The sequence below is a fragment of the Vibrio kanaloae genome (genome assembly GCF_024347535.1).
Lineage (GTDB): Bacteria > Pseudomonadota > Gammaproteobacteria > Enterobacterales > Vibrionaceae > Vibrio > Vibrio kanaloae.
On the sequence record NZ_AP025497.1, the window covers coordinates 2,150,290 to 2,175,240 of the forward strand.

Genomic DNA, 24,951 nt, shown 5'->3' on the forward strand with positions numbered 1-24,951 from the left:
CAAAGACTAATGGCGCGGATTGTATGAGCACTTCGTCAGAGTATTGTCAAGATTCCCACAAAATTAGTATGATTATTCTAAATATGCCATAGCAGAGTCAACTGAAGCCTGAATCGCCTGTTCCAGCTCTTCTAAATCGTGTTCACTGATAGGTCTAGATTGTTTCATTGTCATTTCAATACTTGCGGCAATAATCGCTAATCTGGACGCTTTAATGCTACCAGCAACACCTTTTAGGCTATGTACAACACGAGCAGCAGCAGGTTCATCTTGAGTGAGCAAAGATTGGAACTTAGCGAAATCGTCAGCATGATCTTGTACAAAGACACCAAGCAACAATTCAACGGACTCAACATCACCATCGAGCGTGTCTAACATTTCTTCGATATCAATCTCAGGCTTTGAATCCGTCACGCTGACAATATACCCCTCAGACATTTGCGCCTCTTCTGTGTTGTGCTGAATAGTTTGTTGTATTGCAACGCCAGGTTGCTTTGGAGGCTGAAGCTCGGAGTTTTGGTCCCGTGAGTCCCTTTCCGATAGGTAAGAGTCATTTTCGGATTGCTTGATAGCCGAGGACATTACATTGTCATTATGTTCTTCAAACGATCTATCTTCTGCACTAGAAAATGGGGGGACATTGTCCTTACTAGACTTCACTTCAGGATCTCGACCCAGTTCTTGATCTACTTCTTGCATCACTCGTTTAGAGCTAACTCCCCACCAAACCAACGCTATTATCGCAACTAAACTTAAGCCTAGCATGACAGTTAAGAGCTTGAATTGACGGTCATTAAATTCAGCTTCAAGTTTAATGATCTGTTCGTTAACCGAGTTTTTCTTAATTTTATCAACCAGAAAATTTATCCGAGCATAATCACCCAACAATACGGAAGCGTCAGCCAGTAACTGTTGGATAGCATCTTTCTCTTCGTCTTCTAACAAATAAGACTTATCCAAAATAGAATCAAAAGCTCGATAAGTCGCTGATGAACGATGAGTGTCGGAATACATGGCTTCAAAAACAACCACACCGAGTTCATTCAGTAATGGTTTTAGCTCAGGATACAGGCCAGTATCAGCGCGTAATATCTTTATGTTATCGACAAGGTCTTGAACCTGACTTTCTATTGGGATGAATTCATCAAACTTCTCAAGAAATTGGTCCACAACATAAAGTAGCTGATTAACATCAGGCCGAAAGAATGTGTGTTGAAAATCAGATTCAATCTGCAGTCGAATCGAATACACTAACTGTGCATCAAGGGCTAAGTCATTAATACGGGAGACTCGAAGAGGTTCAGAGAAGTAAAGCGACTGCCTCAACTCAGTAACACGAATGTCGAGTTCTTCAATTTGAGCAAGGGAATGGTTGTAAGAACGGCTAAGCTGAAGGATGGCCAACGCAGGAAGTAACCATAGAGTCAGAAATACAACCAAGAAAGTTGCTGGCTTTTTAAAGCGATGGGGCGTTGCCACTGATTGTTCCATCAATATTCCTTGTACGTATCGACTTCACACCATTGCAGTTATCAGAGAGTGTAAAGCGAAAAATAAGCGACAACATCCCGCTGCCGCTATTATCTATGAACAGGTGTTATGACTTGTTACGAGTCAATTGGTCACGCAAGTTCGGGGGCGTACCTTTAATCGTTAGTGTATCTGTCTCCGGATCGTAAAAAACACGTTCACCAAGAAGCAGACTATCAAAACTAACATTCAAACCGCCACCAGCACCAACAAATTTTGTTAGTTTACGCATAGTTGCGCGATCTGCAGGAAAGCTATCTTCTAACTCGTAGCCTTGTTCACTAGTATAGTCAAAGAAGCTAGTGCCATCAGTGCTTGCTGGTAATTCACCTGAAAGCTCACGAACTTGAACCTCATCACCGGCTTTTAGCTGTTCATTGCAGTAATCCGCCACCTGCTTTTTATAGCTAATCGCTTCTTCTTTCTCTAATTTAGAGTCAGAAACAAAATCTTCTACCGCTTGCATCAATACTTGGTTTTGCTGCTTAGCATCTAAACCCACTTCGGCTTGAAGGAAGTCGAGGAAGAAATCAGCAACTTTACGCCCAACACGCCCCTTAATATAAGTAAGGTAACGATTCGATTCTTTATCTGTATCGTATGTAGAAAGATCAAGACGCGCGACGATGTCCATCTTTGAAATATCAAGGTAGTCAGTCGCGCTAATGTCTAGCCCTTCCGTTACTTTCAGACTTTGATTCGAAGGTAACAAACCAATAAAAAGATAGTCCGTTGCCAGTGATTGGTATTCGGCTAACACCAAAGTACCCTCGTCAGCAAAAGGGTATTTTGAAAGTTCATCTTTTAGACGTAGCGCACTTTTCTGAGAAAAATCATAGAAACTTTGCTCTCCCGCCCGAAATTCATGCAACGACTGCTGGAATTCGCTGTCGGATTTGAAAGAACCAAACCCTTTGCCTGCTTTTGAGTTGAACACTCGATGAAGTTCAGCGACTAGGCTTTCAGATGAAGCATCGTTTTCTAAAGATTCAGCACGATAGTTAACAATCAGCTCTTCCTGATCATTCTTGCTTAGTTGATGTAAAATTACGTTGGAAAGGTGAAGGCTCATAGTGAAAATATTACCGTTCAGGTTTCAGTTGTTGTGCATAGTAGGTTATCATAAGCCGCTTTTACTATCATTATTAGAGTCCTTATGCCGATTACATCTAAATATACAGATGATCAAGTTGAAAAAATCCTAGCTGAAGTAGGTGCCGTGTTATCTAAGCACAAAGCTTCACCAGAACTTTCACTGATGATCGCTGGAAATATCGCAACCAATGTCTTAAATCAGAACGTTGCTGCTTCACAGCGCAAAGGAATTGCTGAAAAATTTGCCGAAGCTTTGATTTCTTCTCTTGAAGATAAAAAGTCTCACTAAGTTTGATTGACGGATAAAAGAATTATAAATGGTAGACAGCGCAAACTCATATAGCGATCGCGTATCTCGACTGGTTGGTTGGGGTCACTGGTTTGCATTTTTCAACATCATTGCTGCGATGTTGATCGGTACTCGTTATATTACTCAATCTGCTTGGCCAGAAACCCTATTGGGTCAATTTTATTTGGCTGCATCATGGGTTGGTCATTTTGGCTTTTTAGTCTTCGCGCTCTATCTATTAGTGCTGTTTCCGCTCACTTTTGTTCTTCCGTCGAGGAAGTTATTACGTTTGGTTGCCGTTTGCTTCGCGACCATAGGTTTAACTGTCCTGCTAATTGATACCCAAACGTATCAAAATATAAACCTCCACCTGACACCTGTCGTGTGGGAGGTTTTATTTAGTGGAGAGGAGTCTGCATTCACTTCTGATTTGCAACACCTCTTCATTGTTATGCCACTTATCTTCTTATTACAGCTAGGTCTGTCTGAATGGGTTTGGCGTAAACAGCGTAAACTATCTCACAAGCACATCGGCCGACCAATTGCGGCAGTTTTCTTTTTATGCTTCATCAGCAGTCACCTCACTTATATGTGGGCTGATGCCTTTTTCTATAACCCGATAACAAGCCAAAAAGCCAACTTCCCACTGTCTTACCCAATGACAGCGAAAAGCTTTATGGAAAAACATGGTCTGTTAGATCGTGAAGAGTACCTACAGCGCTTGGAAGAGAACAAAGAAAGCGTAAATTTAGTTAGCTATCCGCTAGAAAAAATTCAATACAACCGTCGCAGTGATGACCTAAACGTCCTGATGGTAAGTGTAAACAACCTTCGTTCTGATGCATTAAACGCAACAGCAATGCCAAATAGCTACACCTTTTCTCAACAAGCAATCAACTTCACAAATCATTACAGCTCAAGTAACGATATGTATGGTATTTTTGGTTTGTTTTACGGCCTGCCAAGTAGTTATTCAAGCAGCATCAAAGCACAAGGCTCAAGCGCCGTGCTATTAGGTGTGTTAGAGCATCATAATTATAAATTTGCTGCGTTCAGTGGTGATAACTTTGAAGACCCACTGTATTCAGAAATTATTTTCCGTGGTCGTGAAGTGACACCAGAGCAAGCGACTCTCAATGATCAGAGTGCTATTCAAGCATGGTCTGATTGGGTTCAGTCACCAAAAACCAAAGGTCCTTGGTTCAACTTTATTGAGCTGACTACACTTGATAACTTTTCGAACTACGATTTAAATTCTGACTCTGAGTTAAGCACTGAAGAACGCTTTGCTGCTGACTACAAAAAATCAGCACAAGCAGCTGACAAGCAGTTGTCTACTATTTATGCTGAACTAGAACGTTTAGAGCTTAGCGATAATACTGTTGTCATCATTACCTCAAATCACGGTACAGAATTTAATGAGACTAAAACGAATAGCTGGGGTGCCAACTCTAACTATAGTCGTTACCAACTACAGGTTCCTTTGTTTATCAGCTGGCCGGGTAAGTCACCATCTGAGTACACTCATCGCTCAAGTCATCTGGACGTGTCTGTCACGTTAATGCAAGAATTACTGGGGGTATCTTCGAACCCCACCGATTTCAGCAGCGGGCGCAATCTGTTTGATGAACGTAATAGGAAATGGATTTTAGCTGGCGACTCTCGTGAGCTAGCCCTAATCACAGACAAACAAACAACGGTGTTAGATAAATTTGGTAATTACAAGTTATACGACCAAAACTATAAACGCCTAAAAGATATCAGCCCTCGCTTACCTGTATTGATGCAAGGCCTTACTGAGCTACAGCGTTTCTACACAAAAAATGATTAAATGATCGTCAATTATAAAAGGGAAGCCAGTCGCTTCCTTTTTTATAACCATGAGCGATTAGAAAATAAGCAACCAAACAAAATTATGAAAATTAAGGGTTTACAAGTTCCTCTACCCCTTATATTATTCACGCCACTGGAGGGATGGCTGAGTGGTCGAAAGCACCGGTCTTGAAAACCGGCAACCGTTAATAGCGGTTCTAGGGTTCAAATCCCTATCCCTCCACCACATTAAAGAAAGCCGCTGAGAAATCAGCGGCTTTTTTGTATCTGGCGTTTGCGTAAAGAGCTTACGTAGTTTCTACTACGCCACCTTTCGGCTCACTTCAAAGCGTCCAATCAATTGGTCTAAGCGGCTCAATGCATTACCCATTAACGAGACTCGACGTGCGAGTTGCTTAGTAGACAGTTGTAAGTCAGATATTGAACGTTGGGCTTTATCTGCCGTTTGTCCGTTTTTCTGACTGTTTTCATCTAAGTTAGACATCGTGGTAAAGAGATCACTCACCGCTGCTTGAATTTGTTCACTGCGGGCGTTTGAGTCGACTGTTAAGTTTCCTTTACTCACATTCTCAACACCTCGCTCCATGGATTCCACAGCACTGCGAGACTTACTATGCAGCTCTTTCATTAGGTCACTAATATGGTTAGCGGCTTGTGAAGTACGATCAGCCAGAGTTCTTACTTCAGAAGCGACGACAGAGAACCCTCTCCCGTGTTCACCTGCTCTTGCCGACTCGATGGCCGCATTCAAGGCCAAAAGGTTAGTCTGCGCGGTAATGTCAGTAATGATATCTATAATGTCAGACACCTTGGTCATTTCATTATTCACCTCATTCACGCTATGCGCCGAGCTTTCTACGATATTGCGAACAATCTCCATGCCTTCGACAGACTGTTTGTATTCCTTTTCCGCGCTCAGGACGGCTTGTTTCATCACCGTATCCATTTGCGTTGCTGAGACACTCGCATGAGTAATTTCACTCTGTTGATGCTGACTCAACTGAAGCATATTGCTTAACGCTTGTGATGCATCATCACTGGTTTGCTTCATCACGACACTGCGACGAAACATCGACTCCGAAACCTCTCTAACTTCGTGACTCGCATGGATCAACTCACTCACCGTGTTATCTAAATTGTCGATAAAACTGTTAGTCCAGCGCCCTAGGTTGCCAAGTTCATTATGGCTGAATGTGGTGGGATCTAGTCTCCGACTTAAGTTGCCATCACCTTCGGCTAAGGTCTGCATTACCCCGGTCATTTCGTGAATCTTCTTCGCTAATGGTTTGGCGCTAACTAAACGGAATAAGCCCAATGAAAGCAACGCGCAAGCGAACATAATGCCAATCTGCATAAAAGGTGTGAGTGTATAAAGGTTGGCAAACAGTAATGGAACAAATAGAGGCAGTAGCATGCAGCTGATGAAGTGTTTAGATAAGGTATAACTTAGGCTTCGGTCTCTGTAGACCTCTTCTAAATCGGACTCACACATCATGCCAAAGGTATCTGATGAACCATCCAATTGAAAGGTGATACCTTTGCCAATAACGGGTATGTGGCGATAGTCGGAATACCCGGGATAATCTATAAACAGGTTACTGCCATTTTTAATGGTTTCTCTTACGCCTGGGTGAAGCTGGTTGGTGGCTGGGTCCGTAAAGCGAATCTCAAATTCGGTGTGCTGCTGGATCTTAACCGTTCCCCAATCAGTATGAATCCCTTGCTTTAAGTTCTCGCCGTGTGAAAAGGTATTATCTTCAAAGCGAGAACGAGAGAGCGCAACACCCGGCTGAGTATGAGGATCATGAATGGAGTCGACCATAAAGATATAGTTATCACCCGATTCGCTATAAATATGCCCCGCTTCTCTCTGAATAATGTCACCAATAACATCATTTGGAACCCGACCACATAAGAACTGCTGTGGCCCTTCATCCCGAGAAAAGGGGACATAAAACATCAGCGTCACTTGGTCATGAAACGATGAACTCGAGGCCCCTACGTTCAACGTGCGTGGATCCATATACGGCCCATGAAGATAACGCTTTGAAGCTCCTTCAACTAAAGCCTTCTTATCTCCAAGAGTAACCCCTATATGTTCATGATAACTCGATGCTTGTGCGATCCCCTTGGCATCGACGATCGCCAACTCAGAAAAATCCGTACTGCGTTTAAGAAGGCTAGCTAACGTCCCCTGAGCTTGTTCTTCCGTTCGACTTGCTAAATAAACCGCAGAGTCTTCTAAAAAATCCCATTGATTCTTGACCCAGTTATGCAGAAGTTGAACTCGCGTGTGAGCAATACTTTCAAAAGCTTGTTCAAGTTCCTCCGTCCTACTTCGATTGAGGAAACAAGCTCTGCGCATAGCCAGTTTTCCTGTTGCGCCAAACCAATTAAGCCAACTACGTTCCTTGTCCGTCAGGTTCATTTTTATCCCTTGTGTTTTTATAGACACATGGGTAAAGCAATTTACAGACCACAATTAATCACACAAATACGTAACTAATTAATAAAAAAGTACTTTATATGAATTATAATGGTGCAAGCGTGTCTTTTATGATGCAAGAGGCCTTATTTCACACCATCATTTCAATGAGCTATCCAGTCGCCAATTTGAGAGGTTAGCCGTAAACATGATAAGCCGCTTTTAACAGCTGCATGTGAATCGGCACCAAATCTTGATGTTGAGTTCGATATCCGCCACCGACTACGCAGGCCATCGGAATAGATTCTGATTTCGCTAAGCCGATCATGAAGCAGTCACGTTCAAATATCCCTTGTGTGGAAACATTCAAATAACCCAGTTCATCGTCTTGATGGATATCGATACCCGCATCATAAATGATGAGATCCGGTTGGTGATGAGCAATTGCCAGTTTGGTGACTTGTGCGAAACAGCGCAGAAACTCTTCATCTTCGGTTTCACGGCTTAATGGCACATCTAAATCAGATAGCGGTTTTCGTGCCGGGAAGTTTTTGTCGCAGTGGAACGACAAAGTAATGATGTCGTCATTCTCTTGGCAAAGCGTCGCAGTGCCATCACCGTGGTGTACGTCACTATCAACGATCAGCACCTTATCTATGTGCTCAAAGGTCAAGGCGTGCTTTGCCGCCAATACCAAATCGTTCAACAAACAAAAACCGCTTCCAAAGTCATGATGCGCGTGATGATAACCACCACTCAAATGAATCGCTAAACCGCACTCTATCGCCATTTCCGCGGTCAAGCAGGTTCCACCGCTAGAATAGAGCGTTCTTTCAATAAGTGACTCACTCCACGGGAAGCCGATGCGTCTCATCTTTGCTGCGGGTAGATTTCCAGAAACAAGCAAATCCACATACTCGCTATCGTGAACCTGTTTTACTTGGTCAACCGAAACCGGCGTGGGCTGGAACACTTCAAACTTGCTGTTCCATAGTGGACTGCTATCCATTAGCACCTTAACTGCACTGTGTAACAACTGATATTTGTTAATCGGATAACGATGACCTTCAGGTAAAGGTAATTGCGAATAGATTGGGTGGTAAATTAAAGGAATCATAATCAAGTTAATTGCGTATCTTTCTTAAAATCATAACAGCCTCAGACTTGGCGACAACCTTAATTAATAATAACAATTATCATTATCCACAATGCATTTCAAAGGCAACAATGAAAAACGTAATACTCATCCTTGGGGTGATCTGCGGCTCGATGGCTGCAATAATGATTTTTGTAGGAATGCTAATGGCCAGTTGGTGGACCGTTGATTTTCTCGTGTTAAGCCATCAAACTTAACTAATTGAACTGAAAAGGAATCACCATGAATGTAATTTTTATTACTGGAGCGAACCGCGGCATTGGCTTTAGCCTGACTCAACAATACTTAAAAGGTAATCACAAGGTGTACGCGACTTACCGTGATGCCAATTCAGCAAAAGAACTGCTCTCACTCGCAGAGCACAACACCAACCTGACCTGTATTCAATTAGAGATAACCGATTACCAAGCGGTGAGCCAACTCTCCTCTCAAATTCCGTCGATTGATGTCTTGATTAACAATGCTGGCTACTATGGTCCTAAAGGCTATGGGCTGGGTAATACCGATGTTGAAGAGTGGCGTCGTGTATTCGAAGTCAACACCATTGCTCCGCTGAAACTTGTCGAAACGCTATTGCCTTTATTAGAACACAGCGATATCAAAAAGGTCGCTTGTTTATCCTCTAAAGTCGGCAGCATGACCGAGAACACCTCAGGCGGCGGTTATATCTATCGCTCCTCCAAAGCCGCTCTAAACTCCGTGGTGAAGAGCCTAAGCAACGACTTAACCGAGAATGGCTTTACGGTGTTAGCACTTCATCCAGGCTGGGTACAGACTGAAATGGGAGGCCCTAATGCTCTGATCGACACCGACACCTCAGCTTCTGGTCTTATAAAAGTCATCGAGTCAGCGAATACCGAAGTGAGTGGTCACTTCTTCAATTTCGATGGCAGCGAAATAGACTGGTAATCCACAGATGAATACAGGGCATCTCTCAAACCTAGTTAAGCACTCAACGCTGTTTTGTCTAACAGTGATGCTAGCTGGCTGTTTCAGTGATGGCCCCGGCGACTTGTTCGACGACTACCAAACCAAGATAGCCAGAGTACAAGATGCTGAAGAACTCAAAGAGGATTGGGAGTTTGAAAGCCTACCGAGAAAACGAGAACTGCTGCTTGACGTGCCCACACTCTCTATCGGTCTCATCGACAGCTATCAGCTTCGCCAGTGTGGCTTGTTCAATCTGATTGCAGAAAGAAATTCGGTTCTGGGCAAGGTCGCGGATCAGTTTCGTAATTACGATTATCAAGTCGCGCTACTTGCAGGTGTGGGTAAATGTTTATCCAGTAATGAATTAGACCCAGAGATCGTAGAATTACTCAAAGAAATTGAGCAACAGAAACTCGCACAGTTTCCATTGCACCAATGGAATCTCATCTATGCCAGTGATGCGATGCAGTCACAAATGCGGGGTAGTCAGTGGGTACGCGCTGATATCGGCGATCAGGTACGACAAACCAGTGATGCCTTACAACATATCAATCAAGTGTTAAACATTCCGCTCGTTTCCGGCAAAACCACTGAGGTTCAAGAAGTATTGGAGAAGAGTTCAACGCTTGGAGATTTGTACTACTCGCTCGCTCATGCCTCGGTTGAGCTCAATACCATCACCAAACAGCTGACAACCTTTGATGCCAATATCATCTGCGGGAAACAACGAGACACCACTAAGTTCCGTTATCTCAACAATGTGTTCGATCAACAATACATTGGCAAGGTTCAGCCCTACATGGCGCAACTCGATAGCTACTATCAGCAGTTAGCCCCGCAACTAGGGATGTTTGACGCGCAACCTGACCTACACAGTTATTACTTTCCCATTCAAGATGCACATCAAGCCTTTCGCGCCTCAACTCGTCGCCATGTGGATTATTGGCAGCAGCTGTTTAAGCGTTGTGGGCGCAAGGTTGGACGTTAAGTCTTAACTCAATAAGTCTCAGCTTTTAGTGCCCTTTTTAGCGGAAGTGCCTTTCTTAGCATACGAACCTGTCTTGGCATACGTACCTTTGTTGGCATAAGACTTCGCACCACCGCCTTTACGGCGTTTAAAAGCTGGTCTTTCGACTTTAGGAAGATGACGCAGAGACTCAGGGACTTCACCTGTTTTTACCTTGCCCATCAAACCATCAATCTTGCTTTCCAACGCTTGCATAAAAGGTTGATACGCTTGGTTACGCTCAGCCATGCCTTGCAATTGGTGTTCCCAGTGTGCCGTCATGTCTGGAAAGGTAGAATCCTCAGGTAGGGCATGAATCAAGCCTCTACCCGCAGGGCTACTATGAATGCTCTTACCTTGGCGCGTTAGCAGCTGTCTTTTGAAAAGAGTATCTAGAATGCCTGCACGGGTTGCTTCAGTACCAAGGCCGTCGGTCTCTTTCAAAATGGCTTTCAGGTCTTTGTTTGCGACAAAGCGCGCGATACCAGTCATTGCTTGTAGCAAGGTCGCTTCGGTGAAGTGCTTTGGCGGTTCGGTTTTCTTATCGCCAATCACACCTTCACGACAGGTCAGTACGGTTCCTTTGTCTAACGGAGGCACCGTATCCGTGCCATCACCTTTATCTTCGGTATCTGTTTTACCCATCAACACTTTCCAACCGGGATTGATAAGCTGACGCCCTTTTGCGATAAACACACCACCAGCAATATCAAAGACTAACTTGGCATCGGCAAAAATAGCAGGTGGGTAGAATTGCATTAGATACTGGCGAGCGACTTGTTGATAGATTTTCATTTCATTGGCAGACAAACCATTCACCGATGATTTCTTCGGAGTAGGAATAATCGCGTGGTGAGCATCGACCTTGCTGTCGTTCCACGCTTTTGATTTCAGTGAAAGATCTACGCCTTGAGCACCACTTTGCAGCTCTTTCGCATTGTTAGCGATGGCATCCACTATCGACTCTCGCTGCGAGTAATGTTCTTTAGGAAGATAGCGGCTATCAGAACGCGGGTAAGTGATGAGCTTGTGTTTCTCGTACAAAGACTGACAAGTGTCTAATACCTGCTGAGCACTCATGCCAAAACGTTTAGACGCATCAATCTGCAACGCAGACAACGAATAAGGAAGCGGCGCGGCTTGTTTGCTTTGCTTCTGCTCTGATTCCGTCACGGTTGCAGGTTGATTCGCAATTCGCTGAGCGACATTTTCAACCAACTTTCGATTGAGCACTCGGCCTTCTTCGTCTTGCCACGGCTTACATGCTTCGCTTGGTTTCCAACGAGCACGAATATCAAAGCTCTGGCCGTTGTTTTGATAAGGGATCAGCGCATGCAAAGTGAAGTAATCTTTCGGAATGAAGTTTTCGATCTCTTCATCTCGTCTCACCACCAAACCAAGCACTGGAGTTTGTACTCGCCCTACCGACAATACGCCTTGATAACCGGCTTTTTGACCTAGCAAGGTATAGGCGCGAGTCATGTTCATTCCATACAACCAATCAGCTCTAGAGCGTGCTAAAGCCGAAATAGACAGTGGAATAAAATCACGGTTGCTGCGCATTTGAGAGAGCGCTCGCTTTACCGCTGGCAAGTTCAAGTCACTAATCAGCAGCCTGTCCATCGACTCTTTCTTGGCCTTGGACACCTTGCAGTAGTCAATCACTTCATCAACCAGCAGCTGCCCTTCTCTATCCGGGTCGCCCGCATGGACAATTTGGGTCGCGTCCTTCAATAGCTTTCGGATCACCGTAAGCTGTTTGCTTGAAGTCTTACGCGGTCTTAATTGCCACTGCTCTGGCACGATAGGAAGATCGGCCAAGTTCCATTTTTTATAGCGGTCGTCATAAGCATCCGGCTCAACCTGCTCCAATAAGTGTCCAATACACCAAGTCACCACATCCCCATTACCACATTTGATAAACCCTTGGTCTTCCTTCTGTGGATTCGGTAGAGCGGCGGCGATCGCGCGGCCTAGGCTTGGTTTTTCAGCAATAATAAGGCGAGACATGTTTTTCCAGATACTACAAACAATTAGGGCCACATTATCTAATGTGGCCCCTAGAAATCAAGGAAAACTGGTTGTTTATACAGTTAGCATTCCACTATTCAGCTTCAATGTTCTTTATAAGAACTCGACGAACTTTGAGAATTCACGCTCTGGCACTTTCATTGGCGTACAACCCGGAGTACCCAAATATAAGAAACCAACAATTTCGTCATCGCCTTCTAGGCCAAATGCTTGGCGAACTTCTGGATGGAACATCCATTTCCCTGAGCGCCAAAAACCTTGAAAACCTTGTGCGACTGCGGCCATTTGCATGGCTTGCGCAGCACAACCAGCAGAAAGGTGTTGTTCGATCGCGGGCACTTTCTCGTGCTCAGTCACTTTAGCAATCACGGTGATCACCATAGGAGCTCGGAACGGGGCTTTCTTTACTTTCTCGATCACCGCTTCTTCGCTTTCGTCCGCTTCAGCGGCGCGCACCAAGATGTCTGAAAGCTTTTGTAGGCCTGAACCTTGCGCGATAACAAAGCGCCAAGGTGTTAGTGCGCCATGGTCAGGAGCACGTAAGCCCGCTTTGATTATATTTTCTAACGCGACACCTTCAGGTGCCGGATCAGAGAGTTTTGCGATAGAGCGTCGGTTGAGCAATAGATCCAAAGCATCCATTTGAAGTCCTTACTATTTCTTTATTATTTATATACTTGAACTTTAGCACAGAATACAAACGATAATAAATCTCAACGACTGTCTCTTTAACCTAGATTAGAAACAATAAAGGCTCCTAAATCTATGACCTAGGAGCCTTGTTCAAAATCTAACTCAGCATATTAAGTAACAATATCTGCCGATAAAATTACAGTTTGATAGCTGATTCTATAACTTGATAGCTAGCTCAACACCTTGACGAATTGCACGTACGGCATCCAGCTCACCGGCATAATCGGCACCGCCTATCACGTGCAGTTTGCCACCAAACTCTTGCCACATGCCTTCAAATGGTCGAACCGATACTTGGCCTGCACACACAACAACGGAATCGGCATCCAACACTTGGTCTTTTTTACCAACGCTGATATGCAGACCTTGGTCATCAATTTTATTGTAGCTCACGCCGCCAAGTAGGTTCACACCTCGTTTTTCTAGCGTACGTTTATGAATCCAGCCCGTCGTTTTACCCGGGCCTTTACCAACACGACCTTCTTTACGCTGCATAACCCACACCGTTTTATCGCTGAACGAATCAGGGTAAGGATAAAGCCCGCCTGGGTGTTCCATGTTCTTATCGATGCCCCACTCATGCAGCCAGTCATCCAAGCTATGTGAAGTCGGCTCTGTCAGCATAGTTGCCACATCAATACCGATACCACCAGCACCAACAATTGCGACCTTTTTTCCTACTGGTGTCTTATCGCGAATCAAGGTTTGGTAATCAACCACGTTTTCTTGGTCAATGCCTTCAATATCGAGCTTTCTTGGTTCTACACCTGCTGCCATCACCACTTCATCGTACTTCAACAACATCTCGAACGTCGCTTCGGTATCCAGTTTTAAATTGACGCCTGATGCATCGATTTGGTTAGCAAAGTAACGAATGGTTTCTCTAAACTCTTCTTTACCTGGGATCTGCATGGCCAATCTAAACTGGCCGCCGATACGGTCATTTTTCTCAATCAAGTCAACCTTGTGTCCACGCTGCGCTAAGGTCGTCGCACACGCTAAGCCTGCAGGGCCTGCGCCGACAACCGCAATAGTCTTAGTCGCTTGAGCTGGTTGCACAACAATTTCGGTTTCGTAACAAGCGCGTGGGTTAACCAAACAGCTCGCGCGTTTACCCTTAAACACGTTATCAAGACAAGCTTGGTTACAACCGATACAGGTATTGATGAACTGCGCTTGGTCTTGAGCGGCTTTATTAACAAAGTCCGGGTCCGCCAAGAAAGGACGCGCCATTGAAACCATGTCGGCCTGTCCTGAACTGAGGATGCGTTCAGCCTCTTCTGGCGTGTTGATCCGGTTACAAGTCACCACTGGAATCGATACGTATGGTTTCACTTTTTCCGTCACCCAAGAGAACGCGCCTCGTGGTACTTGCGTCGCGATGGTCGGAATGCGCGCTTCGTGCCAACCGATACCGGTATTGATAATGGTCACGCCGGCTTCTTCTAGCTTTTGAGCCAGTAGAACAACATCTTCAAAGGTGCTGCCTTGCTCAACCAAATCCAGCATCGACAGTCGGAAAATAATAATAAAGTCATCACCCACCGCCTCACGGATCGATTTAACAATCTCCAGCGGGAAACGCATACGCTTCTCATAAGAACCGCCCCATTCGTCGTAACGCATGTTGGTACGTTTACAGATGAATTGGTTAATTAAGTAACCTTCAGAGCCCATGATTTCAATGCCGTCGTAACCAGCGACTTGAGCTAGCTCAGCACTGTTCGCAAAGGCATCAATAGTTTTCCTAATTTGACGAGGGCTCATCTCACTCGGTGCAAACTTAGCGATTGGCGCTTTGATGCCCGAAGCACTTTGCGCGAATGGATGCATGGCATAGCGACCAGCATGTAATAACTGAAGCGCAATTTTACCACCATGTTTGTGTACGGCTTCGGTAACAACTTGATGCGCTTTTGCGTGTTTAACCTTGCTGAATTCAGCACTAAATGGGGTCAATCTGCCACGTAAATTAGGAGAGAAACCACCGGTAACAATAAGACCAACGCCTCCTTTTGCTCGCTCTTCATAAAACGCGGCGAGTTTGTGTAGGCCTTCTTTATTTTCTTCTAAACCTGTGTGCATTGATCCCATCAATACACGGTTACGTAACTGAGTAAATCCAAGATCGAGCGGTTCAAGTAAATGTGGGTACATGGCAGACATCACTTCTATTATTTTATCCTTGTGGTCTGACCACACTATAGTTCAATCATCAAAAGTTCAAACAACCGTTTACATTTTTGTAACACCGATCATAGTGCTTTGAATTTTAATGCTTCAAAAGCCAACTCTAAAGGTCAATAGACCCTATACTTAATGAGAATATATATCGATAAACTATTCTTGGTGTAGTTTGAGCTTGGGAATTATCGTAGGATACTAAGCAGCTTAATATTATGAGATTAATGGTTTACGGCTTGTTCAGGCAACGTTATCTCACCGTGGAGAAAGAATGAAAAAAATATTCAAATTTATCGGTATGATTTTTAAAGGGATTTGGAAGCTCATTACGTTTGTACGTCTTGCGCTTGTTAACATCATCTTTTTACTCAGTATCGCCATCATTTACTTTGTATACTTCCACTCGACTACGACTAAGCCGGTCGTTCCACAACAATCGGCTTTAGTACTTAACCTATCGGGTCCAATTGTAGAACAAAGCCGTTATATCAACCCGATGGACTCCGTAACAGGGTCATTGCTTGGTAAAGACTTTCCGAAAGAAAACGTACTGTTTGATATTGTTGAAACGATTCGCTACGCCAAAGACGATGAAAACGTAACGGGCATTGTGTTAGCGCTTAAAGAGCTACCAGAAACCAATCTAACCAAGCTTCGTTACATTGCTAAGGCACTGAACGAGTTCAAAGCAGCTGGTAAGCCGATTTATGCGGTAGGTGACTTTTACAACCAGAGCCAATACTACCTAGCGAGCTACGCGACTAAAGTATTCTTGTCGCCAGATGGTGGTGTCCTTCTTAAAGGCTACAGCGCTTATTCACTTTATTACAAAACCTTATTAGAGAAGCTAGACGTGAACACACATGTGTTCCGAGTAGGCACTTACAAGTCTGCAATCGAGCCTTTTATTCGTGACGACATGTCAGATGCTTCCAAAGAGTCAGCATCACGTTGGCTAGGCCAACTGTGGGGTGCATACGTCGATGACGTGACCAACAATCGCCAAATAGATGCTAAAACTCTAAACCCAAGCATGGAATCATTCTTGGAAGACCTTGAGTCAGTAGACGGTGATATCGCAAAACTGGCAGAAAAGCTTGGCTTAATTGATGAGCTAGCGACTCGCCAGCAAGTACGACTCAAACTTGCAGACGTGTTTGGCAGCGATGGTCAAGACAGCTACAACGCGCTTGGCTACTACGAATACCGTGCAACGATGCTTCCAGACCTAACAAGTGAATCGCATGATGTTGCTGTAATTGTTGCCAGTGGTGCCATTATGGATGGTAAGCAACCACGTGGTACGGTTGGTGGGGACACGACTGCCGCACTACTTCGCCAAGCTCGTAACGACGACAAAGTGAAAGCCGTCGTACTTCGAGTAGATAGCCCCGGTGGCAGCGCATTTGCTTCAGAAGTAATACGTAATGAAATAGAAGCAATCAAACAAGCAGGCAAACCTGTTGTCGTGTCCATGTCTAGCCTTGCCGCTTCTGGTGGTTATTGGATCTCTATGAGCGCGGACAAGATCTTAGCTCAACCAACCACACTAACTGGCTCGATTGGTATCTTCAGCGTCATCACGACCTTCGAAAAAGGACTAAATGACATTGGTGTTTACACTGATGGCGTTGGCACATCACCCTTCTCCGATCTGGGTATTACGACAGGACTAAGTGATGGCGCTAAAGACGCTTTTCAAATGGGCATTGAAAATGGCTACCGCCGTTTCATCAGCTTGGTTGGAGAAAATCGCAGCATGGACATTGGTTCCGTCGACGAGATCGCTCAAGGTAGAGTATGGACAGGTCAAGATGCGATGCAGAGAGGCCTAGTCGATGAAATTGGTGATTTTGATGATGCGATTGCAGCGGCGGCTTCACTTGCCGAGTTAGAAACCTACAACATTTACTGGGTGGAAGAGCCTCTTTCAGCAACTGAACAATTTATTCAAGAATTCATGAATCAAGTCCAGATGTCGATTGGTCTTGATATTCAATCCATGATACCTAGCAGTTTACAGCCAGTTACTCAGCAGTTAGCTCAAGATAGCCAGCTGTTAGGCAGCTTTAACGACCCACAAGGCCGTTATGCTTTTTGCTTAAACTGCCAAGTTCAATAAGGTAAACCAATAACCAAGAGGCGCCTCTGTGTTAGGTGCCTCTTTTTATTGCATGACAATCCGCTATAATTGCCCTCCTGTTCCCTATATCACACTAAGTATTAATCGCTATGGAAAGAAAACACATCTATATCGCGTACACTGGCGGTACTATTGGCATGCAGAAATCTGTTGATCACGGTTATGTCCCAGTCGCAGGTTTCATGGATAAGCAGCTAGCTGGCATGCCTGAATTCCATCGCCCAGAGATGCCTGAGTACACCATACATGAATACTCTCCGTTAATGGACTCTTCAGATATGACGCCGCTTGATTGGCAGACTATCGCTGATGATATCCGAGCGAACTACGATAAATACGATGGTTTCGTGATCTTGCACGGTACTGACACAATGGCTTACACCGCTTCTGCGCTGTCGTTCATGTTAGAAAACCTAGGCAAGCCTGTGATTGTAACGGGCTCTCAGATTCCACTCGCAGAGCTACGCTCAGATGGACAAGCCAACCTACTGAACGCACTGCACATCGCGGCGAATTACCCTATCAACGAAGTGACACTGTTCTTCAACAACAGGTTGATGCGTGGTAACCGTAGCACCAAATCACACGCTGATGGCTTCAATGCGTTTACTTCCCCAAACCTGACCCCATTGCTAGAAGCGGGTATCAACATCCAACTTAGCAATAACGTAAAAGTAAACGAACAACCAAGAGGTGCGTTTAAGGTTCATAACATTACTCCGCAACCTATCGGCGTGATCACAATGTACCCAGGCATCTCACACGAAGTGATCCGCAACACGCTGTTGCAACCAGTTAATGCAATGATTCTGCTTACTTTTGGTGTCGGTAATGCGCCACAAAACCCCGAACTTCTTCAACACTTAAAAGAGGCCTCAGAGCGAGGTGTCATTGTGGTGAACTTGACTCAATGCTTGGCGGGTAAAGTCAACATGGGGGGTTACGCAACAGGCTGTGCCTTAGCGGAAGCAGGTGTAATCAGTGGTTACGATATGACCCCAGAAGCGGCATTAGCGAAGTTACACTATCTATTAAGCCAGAGCTTGAGCTATGAAGAAGTGAAGACTCAGATGCAACAAGTGTTACGTGGTGAGATGAACTTATAAGATTGTTAAGTGGTCCTTGAGCCAAGGCCTTGACGTGAATCCTGTCGTTTCACGATGATAATCAAAGGGTTTTAACGTGAACTAAGTCGTTTTATTGCTTACAAATAAACAACTTAACAATAAAAGGGATGGCACAGTGCCACCCCTTTGTTGTAATTTAAGATTAATGATTTGGGTTAACCCTAACAATATCTTCTTGGTCTGATTTAAACTGTTTCTTTAGTTCAGACTTAGATTTAAAACTCATCTCACCGCCAGCTGCAATTGTCATATGTTGAGCTTCAGAGTTATGTTTAGATTGGTATAACATAACCGCTTGCATACACGAATCGCGCTGTTCTTTTGAGAGCACCGTGCCTTCTGGCCATTTACCCGTTTCAACAGCGTAAGTTAAACGTTCGTAGACTTCGGGAGTCATTGCGCTAAGAAGTTGTTCTGCATCCATGGTAAAAGCCTTAGTTTTAACAATTTTCACCAGAAAATAACCCGTAACAGAATTGAGTCAAGAACCTGACCGAAAATAAGTGTATTTGATCACAAGTGAAGGAATATGAAAATTATGAAATGGTTGGCGGTTGGCATATTGCCTCTCACTTTAGTTGGGTGTCTTGAAGGGAACAAAAACACCGATCAGTTGTGCCAAAGCAACCCGGCGTTACAGTGTGAGCAATTGAACATGAATGACGGTCAATGTCGCGTTGCGCGTACCGACCTTATATGGCATCGATTTGAAGTCCAAAAACAACCAACCGAAACCAATAAGATTAAAGAATTTAAACTGGTCACTGCCTATAAGAAATGCCTAGAGCTTGCCGCACAGATCGAGACGATCGACCAATCCAAACTTCAAGAACGCCGCTTTACCTCTTTAATGCACAGTATTGAAGAGTCTGAACGCATTGTTGAAGAACTAGCTCAATCAGACACGCCTGAAACACTCTACTTTTTGTGGTCACAAACTGGCGACATCAGCGCAAGGCGCAGTTTCTTACAGTTAGAAGGAAAAGAAGCCTTAAATACCGCAGAAATGCAGTATGCCTTAGCGACTTTCTATACCACGAGAGATCATGCTAAAACGTTAAAATTGCTCAATAATGCCCTGACATTATCTAATGGTTCAATCGTTAATACTGAAATCTTCAAGTCTATGGCCAGCATCAACCACAGCCTAGGTCACATGGAAAAAGCGTACGTGTGGGCAATGGTAGCCAAAGAATTTAATGTACCGATAGCATCTGAAGCGGAGTTGGCTGTTCTTTATCGTTTCGCCAAGCCAAAATACCAACAGTTAAACAAAGATGCTGATAAAATTGTCGAAGCTATTGAAGATGGAGTTTACAGCTCTTCCGTAATCCCAAATTATTGAGCTTGCCGTTCCCACTTATTAAAAATAAAAACAGCTACCATGATGGTAGCTGTTTTTATTTGTACTAGAGTTAACTCTGTAATCTGAGTCGTTCAAGGTTCCTTAAGCGACAAATGCGATCTGTAAGGATTAAACAATAGTGACAAGTTATTTCGTACTTTTGTCATTTTTGTTGAAAATTAACGACACCGAATTAACACAGAATCGCTCACCGGTTGTCTTCGGACCATCAGGAAAAACGTGACCTAAATGGCTATCACAAGCAGCACAACGGATCTCTACACGCTTCATTCCGTGACTTAGATCTTCTATATAGCGTACGGCTTCATCCGTTACAGGGGCATCAAAACTAGGCCATCCGCACCCAGAGTCGTATTTGTTATCCGACAGAAACAAAGGGCTTTCGCAGCATGTACAGCTATAGATACCCGTCTCTTGGTTGTGTAGTAACTTACCGCTATATGGGGCTTCAGTACCACGTTGACGACACACTGCAAACTCGTCGTCTGATAGGCGTTCACGCCAGTATTCATCAGGCTTTATCATATTTTCTTCCTTTTGAATCACGTTAATATATCTCCACATTCTCATTTATTATATTTACTTTTTTCTTTAAAGGCTTGCATGTAAGTAATTTTGTAGCACATACTTTCTCACTAGAAAACATTGTACATATACACTCATAAATGAATCATCATTTAGAGGTATTTTACCCAACTGGAAGGGTACAGAGCCATTCGCAATGGTCAATTTTCAACCACTTACACCCAATTGTTAAGAAAAGCGGCGCTTTTTTTTGACTTTAAACAAGTTAAGTCGGATTATCTATTGCAGATGTATACTGGATTCTGTAATTTTACTACCAGTTATCTTTAATCAGAAATTAAGTTGTGGAGCAACTACAATGACTATCAAAGTAGGTATTAACGGTTTTGGCCGTATCGGCCGTTTCGTATTCCGCGCAGCTCAAGAGCGTGCAGACATCGAAGTAGTAGGTATTAACGATCTAATCGACGTAGAGTACATGGCATACATGCTTAAGTACGACTCAACTCACGGCCGTTTCAACGGTACTGTTGAAGTTGAAGGCGGTAACCTAATCGTTAACGGTAAAACTGTACGTGTTACAGCTGAACGTAACCCAGAAGATCTTAAGTGGGATGCTATCGACGTAGACGTAGTTGCTGAAGCAACTGGTCTTTTCCTAACTGACGAGACTGCACGTAAGCACATCACTGCTGGTGCTAAGAAAGTTGTTCTTACTGGTCCTTCTAAAGATGCAACTCCAATGTTCGTAATGGGCGTTAACCAAGCATCTTACGCTGGCCAAGACATCGTTTCTAACGCTTCTTGTACTACTAACTGTCTTGCACCTATCGCTAAAGTACTTAACGATAAGTGGGGCATTGAATCTGGTCTTATGACTACAGTTCACGCTACTACAGCAACTCAAAAAACTGTAGATGGCCCTTCTGCTAAAGACTGGCGCGGTGGCCGTGGTGCTTCTCAAAACATCATCCCATCTTCAACTGGTGCTGCTAAAGCTGTAGGCGTTGTTCTTCCAGAACTAAACGGCCTTCTAACTGGTATGGCTTTCCGTGTACCAACTGCTAACGTATCTGTAGTTGACCTAACTGTTAACCTAAAAGAAGCTGCATCTTACGAAGAAATTTGTGCTGCAATGAAAGAAGCTTCTGAAGGCGAAATGGCTGGCGTTCTAGGCTACACAGAAGACCAAGTTGTTTCTCAAGACTTCATCGGCGAAACTCAAACTTCAGTATTCGATGCTAAAGCTGGTGTTGCTCTAACTGACAAATTCGTTAAAGTTGTATCTTGGTACGACAACGAAATCGGTTACTCAAACAAAGTTCTAGACCTAATCGCTCACATCTCTAAGTAATTTCTTTTTAGAAATCGCTTTAGATAAGCATTAGCGAAGACTGTTTTGAGCAGACTTTGAAAAAGGCGACCTTAGTGTCGCCTTTTTAATACCTGTTACCTTTTGAACGGCATTTATTTCGCTCGTTAAAATACCTTTGGCTCATTAAAACGCTACAGATTAAGCTAAAACGCTAAAATTAAATTCCAATACTGGCTCTGATTGTCACTCATAAAATCACAAGCACCGTTGTTACAGTCAGCATTTGAATTTAATTTCCTTAGAAGGATCATGTAATGGATTTATCTACTCTGCCGGCACTGACTGTACTTTCTGACAACGTCACTATCGTTGAACACCAAGGTGTAAAACTGGTTCGCGTTATCCATGATAAAGCAAACGCAGCGATTTCACTGTTTGGCGGCCATGTCGTGTCATTCCAGCCACAAGGTCAAGAAGACCTGATTTGGATGAGCCAACAAGCTAAATTCGACGGAAAAACAGCCCTACGTGGCGGTATTCCGGTATGTTGGCCTTGGTTTGGTCGCATTGCAGCACCTGCACATGGCTTTGCTCGTTCAAGTGAGTGGCAATTGGTTGAGCATCGTGAAAGCGAAGCTGGCGTGATTGTGAGCTTAGGTCTGGAACCTAACGAAGCGACGCTGGCAGTATGGCCTCATCAATTCGATGCTCGATTGAACGTTGAGATTGGCGACCAACTAAAAGTAACTTTGGATGTGAAGAACACAGATTCGCATCCATGGACTTTCTCTGGCGCGCTGCACACTTACCTAAATATTGGCGATATCCACAGCACAACGACCACTGGTATGGGCGCTGAGTACATTGATAGCCTGCAAGGTGGCAAGATCTGCCAAGGCGGTGCTGAACTGGTACTGACCGACACGATTGACCGCGTTTACACACAACCAGAAGCGCAAATCTATATTGCTGACAAAAAGCTAGATCGCACGCTAACAGTTGAAAACCACGGTCATAATTCTGCAGTACTATGGAACCCATGGGCAGAAGGCGCTGCAAGTATGGGTGACATGCAAGACGACGGTTACCTAACCATGCTGTGCGTAGAATCAACACTGCATGCACCAAGCCTAGAAGCAGGAAAAACGCTACAGCCTGGCGAAAACCACCAACTGATTACGGTGATTTCCGCTCAGTAAGCGACTCAATAAGACTATTTAAAGGCCGGTTCATCCGGCCTTTTTACAGCTACTTTTTAAACGACTTATTAACAATACTATGATGGCTATCAATTAGCTTTGCTGCTGTGAATAGTGAACTAAAGTTTCTCGATAGAGTGACAATAACGCATTGTTGTCCACTTGAACGCCGACCTTTTGTGCGGGGAATGAACTCCACTCATCATTCATATATTTACGTTGGTCAGCTTTCTGAATCGTCATTCCTTCAGCTGGACCATCAGTCACGACTCTGACCGAGCCACTACGACAGGTAAACAGAGATGGTTGGATAACATAAGCAATCGCTGAAGGATCGTGAACATGACACCCTTCCATACCTACTTTTTCAGAATAGAACTTTAAGTAGTAACGGCTGACATCCCAGATAAACTGCCCTACCTCTCCAGCTTCGTCTCGCAAATCATCTAGGTATTGGCGAGTAAAAAAGCTCTCCTCAGTAACATCAAGACCGATAATCACAACAGGCCATGAGGCAGTAAATACCTTGTCGGCTGCATGAGGGTCATCATGGATATTCGCTTCCGCAAATGGTGTTACATTACCTCTATGGTCATTTTCACCGAACGCGCCTCCCATAACGACCACTTCTTTTACCAAATCGACAATTTCTGGGTCGGCTTCCAGAGCGAGTGCGAGGTTAGTAAGAGGGCCAACCGCCACAAGAGTAATCTCTCCCGGTTCAGCTCTAACACTGTCGACAATGAACTGATAAGCTGGCTTATCAATCGCTGTGACATCTAACGAACTTGGCGCTTTTACATCACCAAAACCTTCCTCGCCATGCACAACAACCGTGGCTCCAACGGGATCTCTGATTAAGGGTTTATCCGTCCCCTTAGCCACAAGCGCGTTCATACCAAATCTCTGCTTCAAATAGAGAGCATTCCGAGTACCGTTGTCTATCGTCGCATTACCATAAACCGTGGTGATGCCCATCAGGTCAATATCCGGGTGCGCTTCTGAAAATAGGATTGCCATTGCATCATCGATGCCCGGATCTGTGTCTAAGATGATTTTCTTTGTCATATCAGCTTCTAATTAAACAGTAGGAAGGAGGGAACGATACCCATAAAAAAATCAGATAAACGTGATCTAAACCTAATGCTATGATTTTGATTGAAATAGTACTTAAACTCATCATTCTAAGAGCGGATGTTTTCGTCTTTTTATTTAGCCTGATGCAGACCTTTTTGGTAGAATTTGCGCCCAACTCTATGCCTCTGAGAGCGTCATGACTTACCAATGCCCTTTGTGTCACCAACCTTTATCTCAAAACGATCGTACGTTTAAGTGTGAAAAGAACCATCAGTTCGACCTAGCGAAAGAAGGCTATGTCAATTTGATGCCTGCGCACCACAAACGCTCAAAAGATCCAGGTGACAACAAAGAGATGATGCAGGCACGTCGTCGCTTCCTTGAAGGTAACCACTATGACCCAATGCGCCAAGCGGTTGTGACGTTGTGTTCTCGCTATCTACCAGAAGAGGCGCCTAGCCTATTGGATATTGGTTGTGGCGAAGGGTATTACACCAACGAAATTGCCGTGAATCTTCAAGAAAAGAATGGTGCGACTTTTGGCCTAGACATTTCTAAGATTGCTATCAAATACGCCGCTAAACGCTACCCTGCTGTCGACTTCTCAGTTGCATCAAGTCATCGCTTACCCTTTGCTGAAAGCAGCTTAGACGGCATTCTACGCATTTATGCGCCTTGCAAGGCTGAAGAGTTACAACGCACCATCAAAGATAATGGTGTGGTGATCACCGTGACACCAGCTAGCCGACACCTGTATCAACTGCGTGATGCAATTTATGATGGCGTTCGCTTGCACGACGAAGATCCAGAAGTAATCGAAGGTTTTACGCTTGAGCACCAAGAGCAACTAAACTATATGATGGAACTATCGGGGTCAGATGCATTCGACCTGCTACAGATGACGCCGTTTGCTTGGAAGGCGAGTGAAGAGTTTAAACAACAACTCACCGAGGCAGAGCAATTCAACTGTGAAGCTGACTTTATGCTGCGAGTGTACCGCAAACAAATTTAATTGATATTGATTATC

General features: G+C 44.2%; 20 protein-coding genes and 1 tRNA gene. 11 read left to right on the forward strand and 10 right to left on the reverse strand.

All coding sequences use genetic code 11. The features are described 5' to 3' along the window. Positions 1 to 72 precede the first annotated feature (72 nt). The gene (locus OCV24_RS09710) at positions 73 to 1,491 is read right to left on the reverse strand and encodes an Hpt domain-containing protein (RefSeq protein ID WP_136998622.1); all 1,419 of its coding nucleotides are present in this window, start codon (positions 1,489 to 1,491) and stop codon (positions 73 to 75) included. 106 nt (positions 1,492 to 1,597) lie between these two features. Beyond that, the gene (gene yejK, locus OCV24_RS09715) at positions 1,598 to 2,602 is read right to left on the reverse strand and encodes a nucleoid-associated protein YejK (RefSeq protein ID WP_017056483.1); all 1,005 of its coding nucleotides are present in this window, start codon (positions 2,600 to 2,602) and stop codon (positions 1,598 to 1,600) included. An 84-nt stretch (positions 2,603 to 2,686) separates the two neighbouring features. Here yejK and OCV24_RS09720 point away from each other — a divergent pair, with 84 nt between their 5' ends. The 3 genes from OCV24_RS09720 (at position 2,687) to OCV24_RS09730 (ending at position 4,973) form a co-directional block, all read left to right on the forward strand. Further along, positions 2,687 to 2,914: a YejL family protein gene (locus OCV24_RS09720; RefSeq protein WP_017056482.1), complete on the forward strand. Its 228-nt coding sequence runs from the start codon at positions 2,687 to 2,689 to the stop codon at positions 2,912 to 2,914. 28 nt (positions 2,915 to 2,942) lie between these two features. Further along, the gene (locus tag OCV24_RS09725; RefSeq protein ID WP_150877813.1) at positions 2,943 to 4,745 is read left to right on the forward strand and encodes a DUF3413 domain-containing protein; all 1,803 of its coding nucleotides are present in this window, start codon (positions 2,943 to 2,945) and stop codon (positions 4,743 to 4,745) included. 137 nt (positions 4,746 to 4,882) lie between these two features. Beyond that, positions 4,883 to 4,973 (forward strand) — tRNA-Ser (locus tag OCV24_RS09730). Positions 4,974 to 5,048: 75 nt separating this feature from the next. On the opposite strand, the gene OCV24_RS09735 is transcribed toward OCV24_RS09730, so the two are convergent. Further along, positions 5,049 to 7,175, reverse strand: coding sequence for a methyl-accepting chemotaxis protein (locus OCV24_RS09735; protein WP_150877811.1), 2,127 nt, complete (start codon positions 7,173 to 7,175; stop codon positions 5,049 to 5,051). Between the two features lie 193 nt (positions 7,176 to 7,368). Further along, a complete protein-coding gene (locus OCV24_RS09740) occupies positions 7,369 to 8,289 on the reverse strand; it encodes a histone deacetylase family protein (RefSeq protein ID WP_102506563.1) in 921 nt (306 codons plus the stop codon). Between the two features lie 261 nt (positions 8,290 to 8,550). Here OCV24_RS09740 and OCV24_RS09745 point away from each other — a divergent pair, with 261 nt between their 5' ends. After that, a complete protein-coding gene (locus tag OCV24_RS09745; protein ID WP_046222679.1) occupies positions 8,551 to 9,237 on the forward strand; it encodes an SDR family oxidoreductase in 687 nt (228 codons plus the stop codon). Between the two features lie 7 nt (positions 9,238 to 9,244). Then, positions 9,245 to 10,246 (forward strand): DUF3080 domain-containing protein, encoded by a 1,002-nt coding sequence (locus tag OCV24_RS09750; RefSeq protein WP_102506564.1) that lies wholly within the window; start codon positions 9,245 to 9,247, stop codon positions 10,244 to 10,246. Positions 10,247 to 10,264: 18 nt separating this feature from the next. On the opposite strand, the gene OCV24_RS09755 is transcribed toward OCV24_RS09750, so the two are convergent. The 3 genes from OCV24_RS09755 to OCV24_RS09765 all read right to left on the reverse strand — a co-directional run bounded on the left by OCV24_RS09755 (position 10,265) and on the right by OCV24_RS09765 (position 15,154). Then, positions 10,265 to 12,274 (reverse strand): DNA topoisomerase III, encoded by a 2,010-nt coding sequence (locus OCV24_RS09755; protein ID WP_150877809.1) that lies wholly within the window; start codon positions 12,272 to 12,274, stop codon positions 10,265 to 10,267. Between the two features lie 114 nt (positions 12,275 to 12,388). Beyond that, the gene (locus OCV24_RS09760) at positions 12,389 to 12,937 is read right to left on the reverse strand and encodes an NAD(P)H nitroreductase (protein WP_017056475.1); all 549 of its coding nucleotides are present in this window, start codon (positions 12,935 to 12,937) and stop codon (positions 12,389 to 12,391) included. 207 nt (positions 12,938 to 13,144) lie between these two features. Continuing rightward, complete coding sequence (locus OCV24_RS09765) at positions 13,145 to 15,154, reverse strand: NADPH-dependent 2,4-dienoyl-CoA reductase (protein ID WP_017056474.1); 2,010 nt, start codon at positions 15,152 to 15,154, stop codon at positions 13,145 to 13,147. 289 nt (positions 15,155 to 15,443) lie between these two features. Here OCV24_RS09765 and sppA point away from each other — a divergent pair, with 289 nt between their 5' ends. After that, positions 15,444 to 17,294, forward strand: a complete 1,851-nt coding sequence (sppA, locus tag OCV24_RS09770; RefSeq protein ID WP_077680163.1) for a signal peptide peptidase SppA — start codon at positions 15,444 to 15,446, stop codon at positions 17,292 to 17,294. A 110-nt stretch (positions 17,295 to 17,404) separates the two neighbouring features. Further along, on the forward strand, positions 17,405 to 18,421 hold the full coding sequence (gene ansA / locus OCV24_RS09775; protein WP_150877807.1) for an asparaginase: 1,017 nt from the start codon (positions 17,405 to 17,407) through the stop codon (positions 18,419 to 18,421). Between the two features lie 163 nt (positions 18,422 to 18,584). Here ansA and OCV24_RS09780 read toward each other — a convergent pair whose 3' ends face one another. After that, positions 18,585 to 18,866, reverse strand: a complete 282-nt coding sequence (locus OCV24_RS09780) for a YeaC family protein (protein ID WP_017056471.1) — start codon at positions 18,864 to 18,866, stop codon at positions 18,585 to 18,587. A 114-nt stretch (positions 18,867 to 18,980) separates the two neighbouring features. On the opposite strand from OCV24_RS09780, the gene OCV24_RS09785 reads away from it, so the two are divergent. Next, the gene (locus tag OCV24_RS09785) at positions 18,981 to 19,787 is read left to right on the forward strand and encodes a DUF2989 domain-containing protein (RefSeq protein ID WP_077680162.1); all 807 of its coding nucleotides are present in this window, start codon (positions 18,981 to 18,983) and stop codon (positions 19,785 to 19,787) included. A gap of 147 nt (positions 19,788 to 19,934) precedes the next feature. Here the strand turns inward: OCV24_RS09785 and msrB are convergent, their stop codons facing one another. Further along, complete coding sequence (msrB, locus tag OCV24_RS09790; protein WP_077680161.1) at positions 19,935 to 20,372, reverse strand: peptide-methionine (R)-S-oxide reductase MsrB; 438 nt, start codon at positions 20,370 to 20,372, stop codon at positions 19,935 to 19,937. Positions 20,373 to 20,691: 319 nt separating this feature from the next. Between msrB and gap the strand changes: the two genes are divergently transcribed. Continuing rightward, positions 20,692 to 21,687, forward strand: coding sequence for a type I glyceraldehyde-3-phosphate dehydrogenase (gene gap, locus OCV24_RS09795; RefSeq protein ID WP_017056468.1), 996 nt, complete (start codon positions 20,692 to 20,694; stop codon positions 21,685 to 21,687). A gap of 275 nt (positions 21,688 to 21,962) precedes the next feature. Further along, complete coding sequence (locus tag OCV24_RS09800) at positions 21,963 to 22,847, forward strand: D-hexose-6-phosphate mutarotase (protein ID WP_077680160.1); 885 nt, start codon at positions 21,963 to 21,965, stop codon at positions 22,845 to 22,847. A 93-nt stretch (positions 22,848 to 22,940) separates the two neighbouring features. Here the strand turns inward: OCV24_RS09800 and OCV24_RS09805 are convergent, their stop codons facing one another. Further along, complete coding sequence (locus OCV24_RS09805; protein ID WP_146443014.1) at positions 22,941 to 23,915, reverse strand: nucleoside hydrolase; 975 nt, start codon at positions 23,913 to 23,915, stop codon at positions 22,941 to 22,943. Between the two features lie 205 nt (positions 23,916 to 24,120). Between OCV24_RS09805 and rlmA the strand changes: the two genes are divergently transcribed. After that, complete coding sequence (gene rlmA / locus OCV24_RS09810) at positions 24,121 to 24,936, forward strand: 23S rRNA (guanine(745)-N(1))-methyltransferase (protein ID WP_150877805.1); 816 nt, start codon at positions 24,121 to 24,123, stop codon at positions 24,934 to 24,936. The last annotated feature ends 15 nt before the right edge of the window (positions 24,937 to 24,951 follow it).

What these genes read in the sequence shown, in the direction of transcription:
- OCV24_RS09710 (WP_136998622.1), bottom strand. Translation starts at nt 1,491, where the DNA reads ATGGAACAATCAGTGGCAACGCCCCATCGCTTTAAAAAGCCAGCAACT.
- yejK (WP_017056483.1), bottom strand. Translation starts at nt 2,602, where the DNA reads ATGAGCCTTCACCTTTCCAACGTAATTTTACATCAACTAAGCAAGAAT.
- OCV24_RS09720 (WP_017056482.1), top strand. Translation starts at nt 2,687, where the DNA reads ATGCCGATTACATCTAAATATACAGATGATCAAGTTGAAAAAATCCTA.
- OCV24_RS09725 (WP_150877813.1), top strand. Translation starts at nt 2,943, where the DNA reads ATGGTAGACAGCGCAAACTCATATAGCGATCGCGTATCTCGACTGGTT.
- OCV24_RS09735 (WP_150877811.1), bottom strand. Translation starts at nt 7,175, where the DNA reads ATGAACCTGACGGACAAGGAACGTAGTTGGCTTAATTGGTTTGGCGCA.
- OCV24_RS09740 (WP_102506563.1), bottom strand. Translation starts at nt 8,289, where the DNA reads ATGATTCCTTTAATTTACCACCCAATCTATTCGCAATTACCTTTACCT.
- OCV24_RS09745 (WP_046222679.1), top strand. Translation starts at nt 8,551, where the DNA reads ATGAATGTAATTTTTATTACTGGAGCGAACCGCGGCATTGGCTTTAGC.
- OCV24_RS09750 (WP_102506564.1), top strand. Translation starts at nt 9,245, where the DNA reads ATGAATACAGGGCATCTCTCAAACCTAGTTAAGCACTCAACGCTGTTT.
- OCV24_RS09755 (WP_150877809.1), bottom strand. Translation starts at nt 12,274, where the DNA reads ATGTCTCGCCTTATTATTGCTGAAAAACCAAGCCTAGGCCGCGCGATC.
- OCV24_RS09760 (WP_017056475.1), bottom strand. Translation starts at nt 12,937, where the DNA reads ATGGATGCTTTGGATCTATTGCTCAACCGACGCTCTATCGCAAAACTC.
- OCV24_RS09765 (WP_017056474.1), bottom strand. Translation starts at nt 15,154, where the DNA reads ATGTCTGCCATGTACCCACATTTACTTGAACCGCTCGATCTTGGATTT.
- sppA (WP_077680163.1), top strand. Translation starts at nt 15,444, where the DNA reads ATGAAAAAAATATTCAAATTTATCGGTATGATTTTTAAAGGGATTTGG.
- ansA (WP_150877807.1), top strand. Translation starts at nt 17,405, where the DNA reads ATGGAAAGAAAACACATCTATATCGCGTACACTGGCGGTACTATTGGC.
- OCV24_RS09780 (WP_017056471.1), bottom strand. Translation starts at nt 18,866, where the DNA reads ATGGATGCAGAACAACTTCTTAGCGCAATGACTCCCGAAGTCTACGAA.
- OCV24_RS09785 (WP_077680162.1), top strand. Translation starts at nt 18,981, where the DNA reads ATGAAATGGTTGGCGGTTGGCATATTGCCTCTCACTTTAGTTGGGTGT.
- msrB (WP_077680161.1), bottom strand. Translation starts at nt 20,372, where the DNA reads ATGTGGAGATATATTAACGTGATTCAAAAGGAAGAAAATATGATAAAG.
- gap (WP_017056468.1), top strand. Translation starts at nt 20,692, where the DNA reads ATGACTATCAAAGTAGGTATTAACGGTTTTGGCCGTATCGGCCGTTTC.
- OCV24_RS09800 (WP_077680160.1), top strand. Translation starts at nt 21,963, where the DNA reads ATGGATTTATCTACTCTGCCGGCACTGACTGTACTTTCTGACAACGTC.
- OCV24_RS09805 (WP_146443014.1), bottom strand. Translation starts at nt 23,915, where the DNA reads ATGACAAAGAAAATCATCTTAGACACAGATCCGGGCATCGATGATGCA.
- rlmA (WP_150877805.1), top strand. Translation starts at nt 24,121, where the DNA reads ATGACTTACCAATGCCCTTTGTGTCACCAACCTTTATCTCAAAACGAT.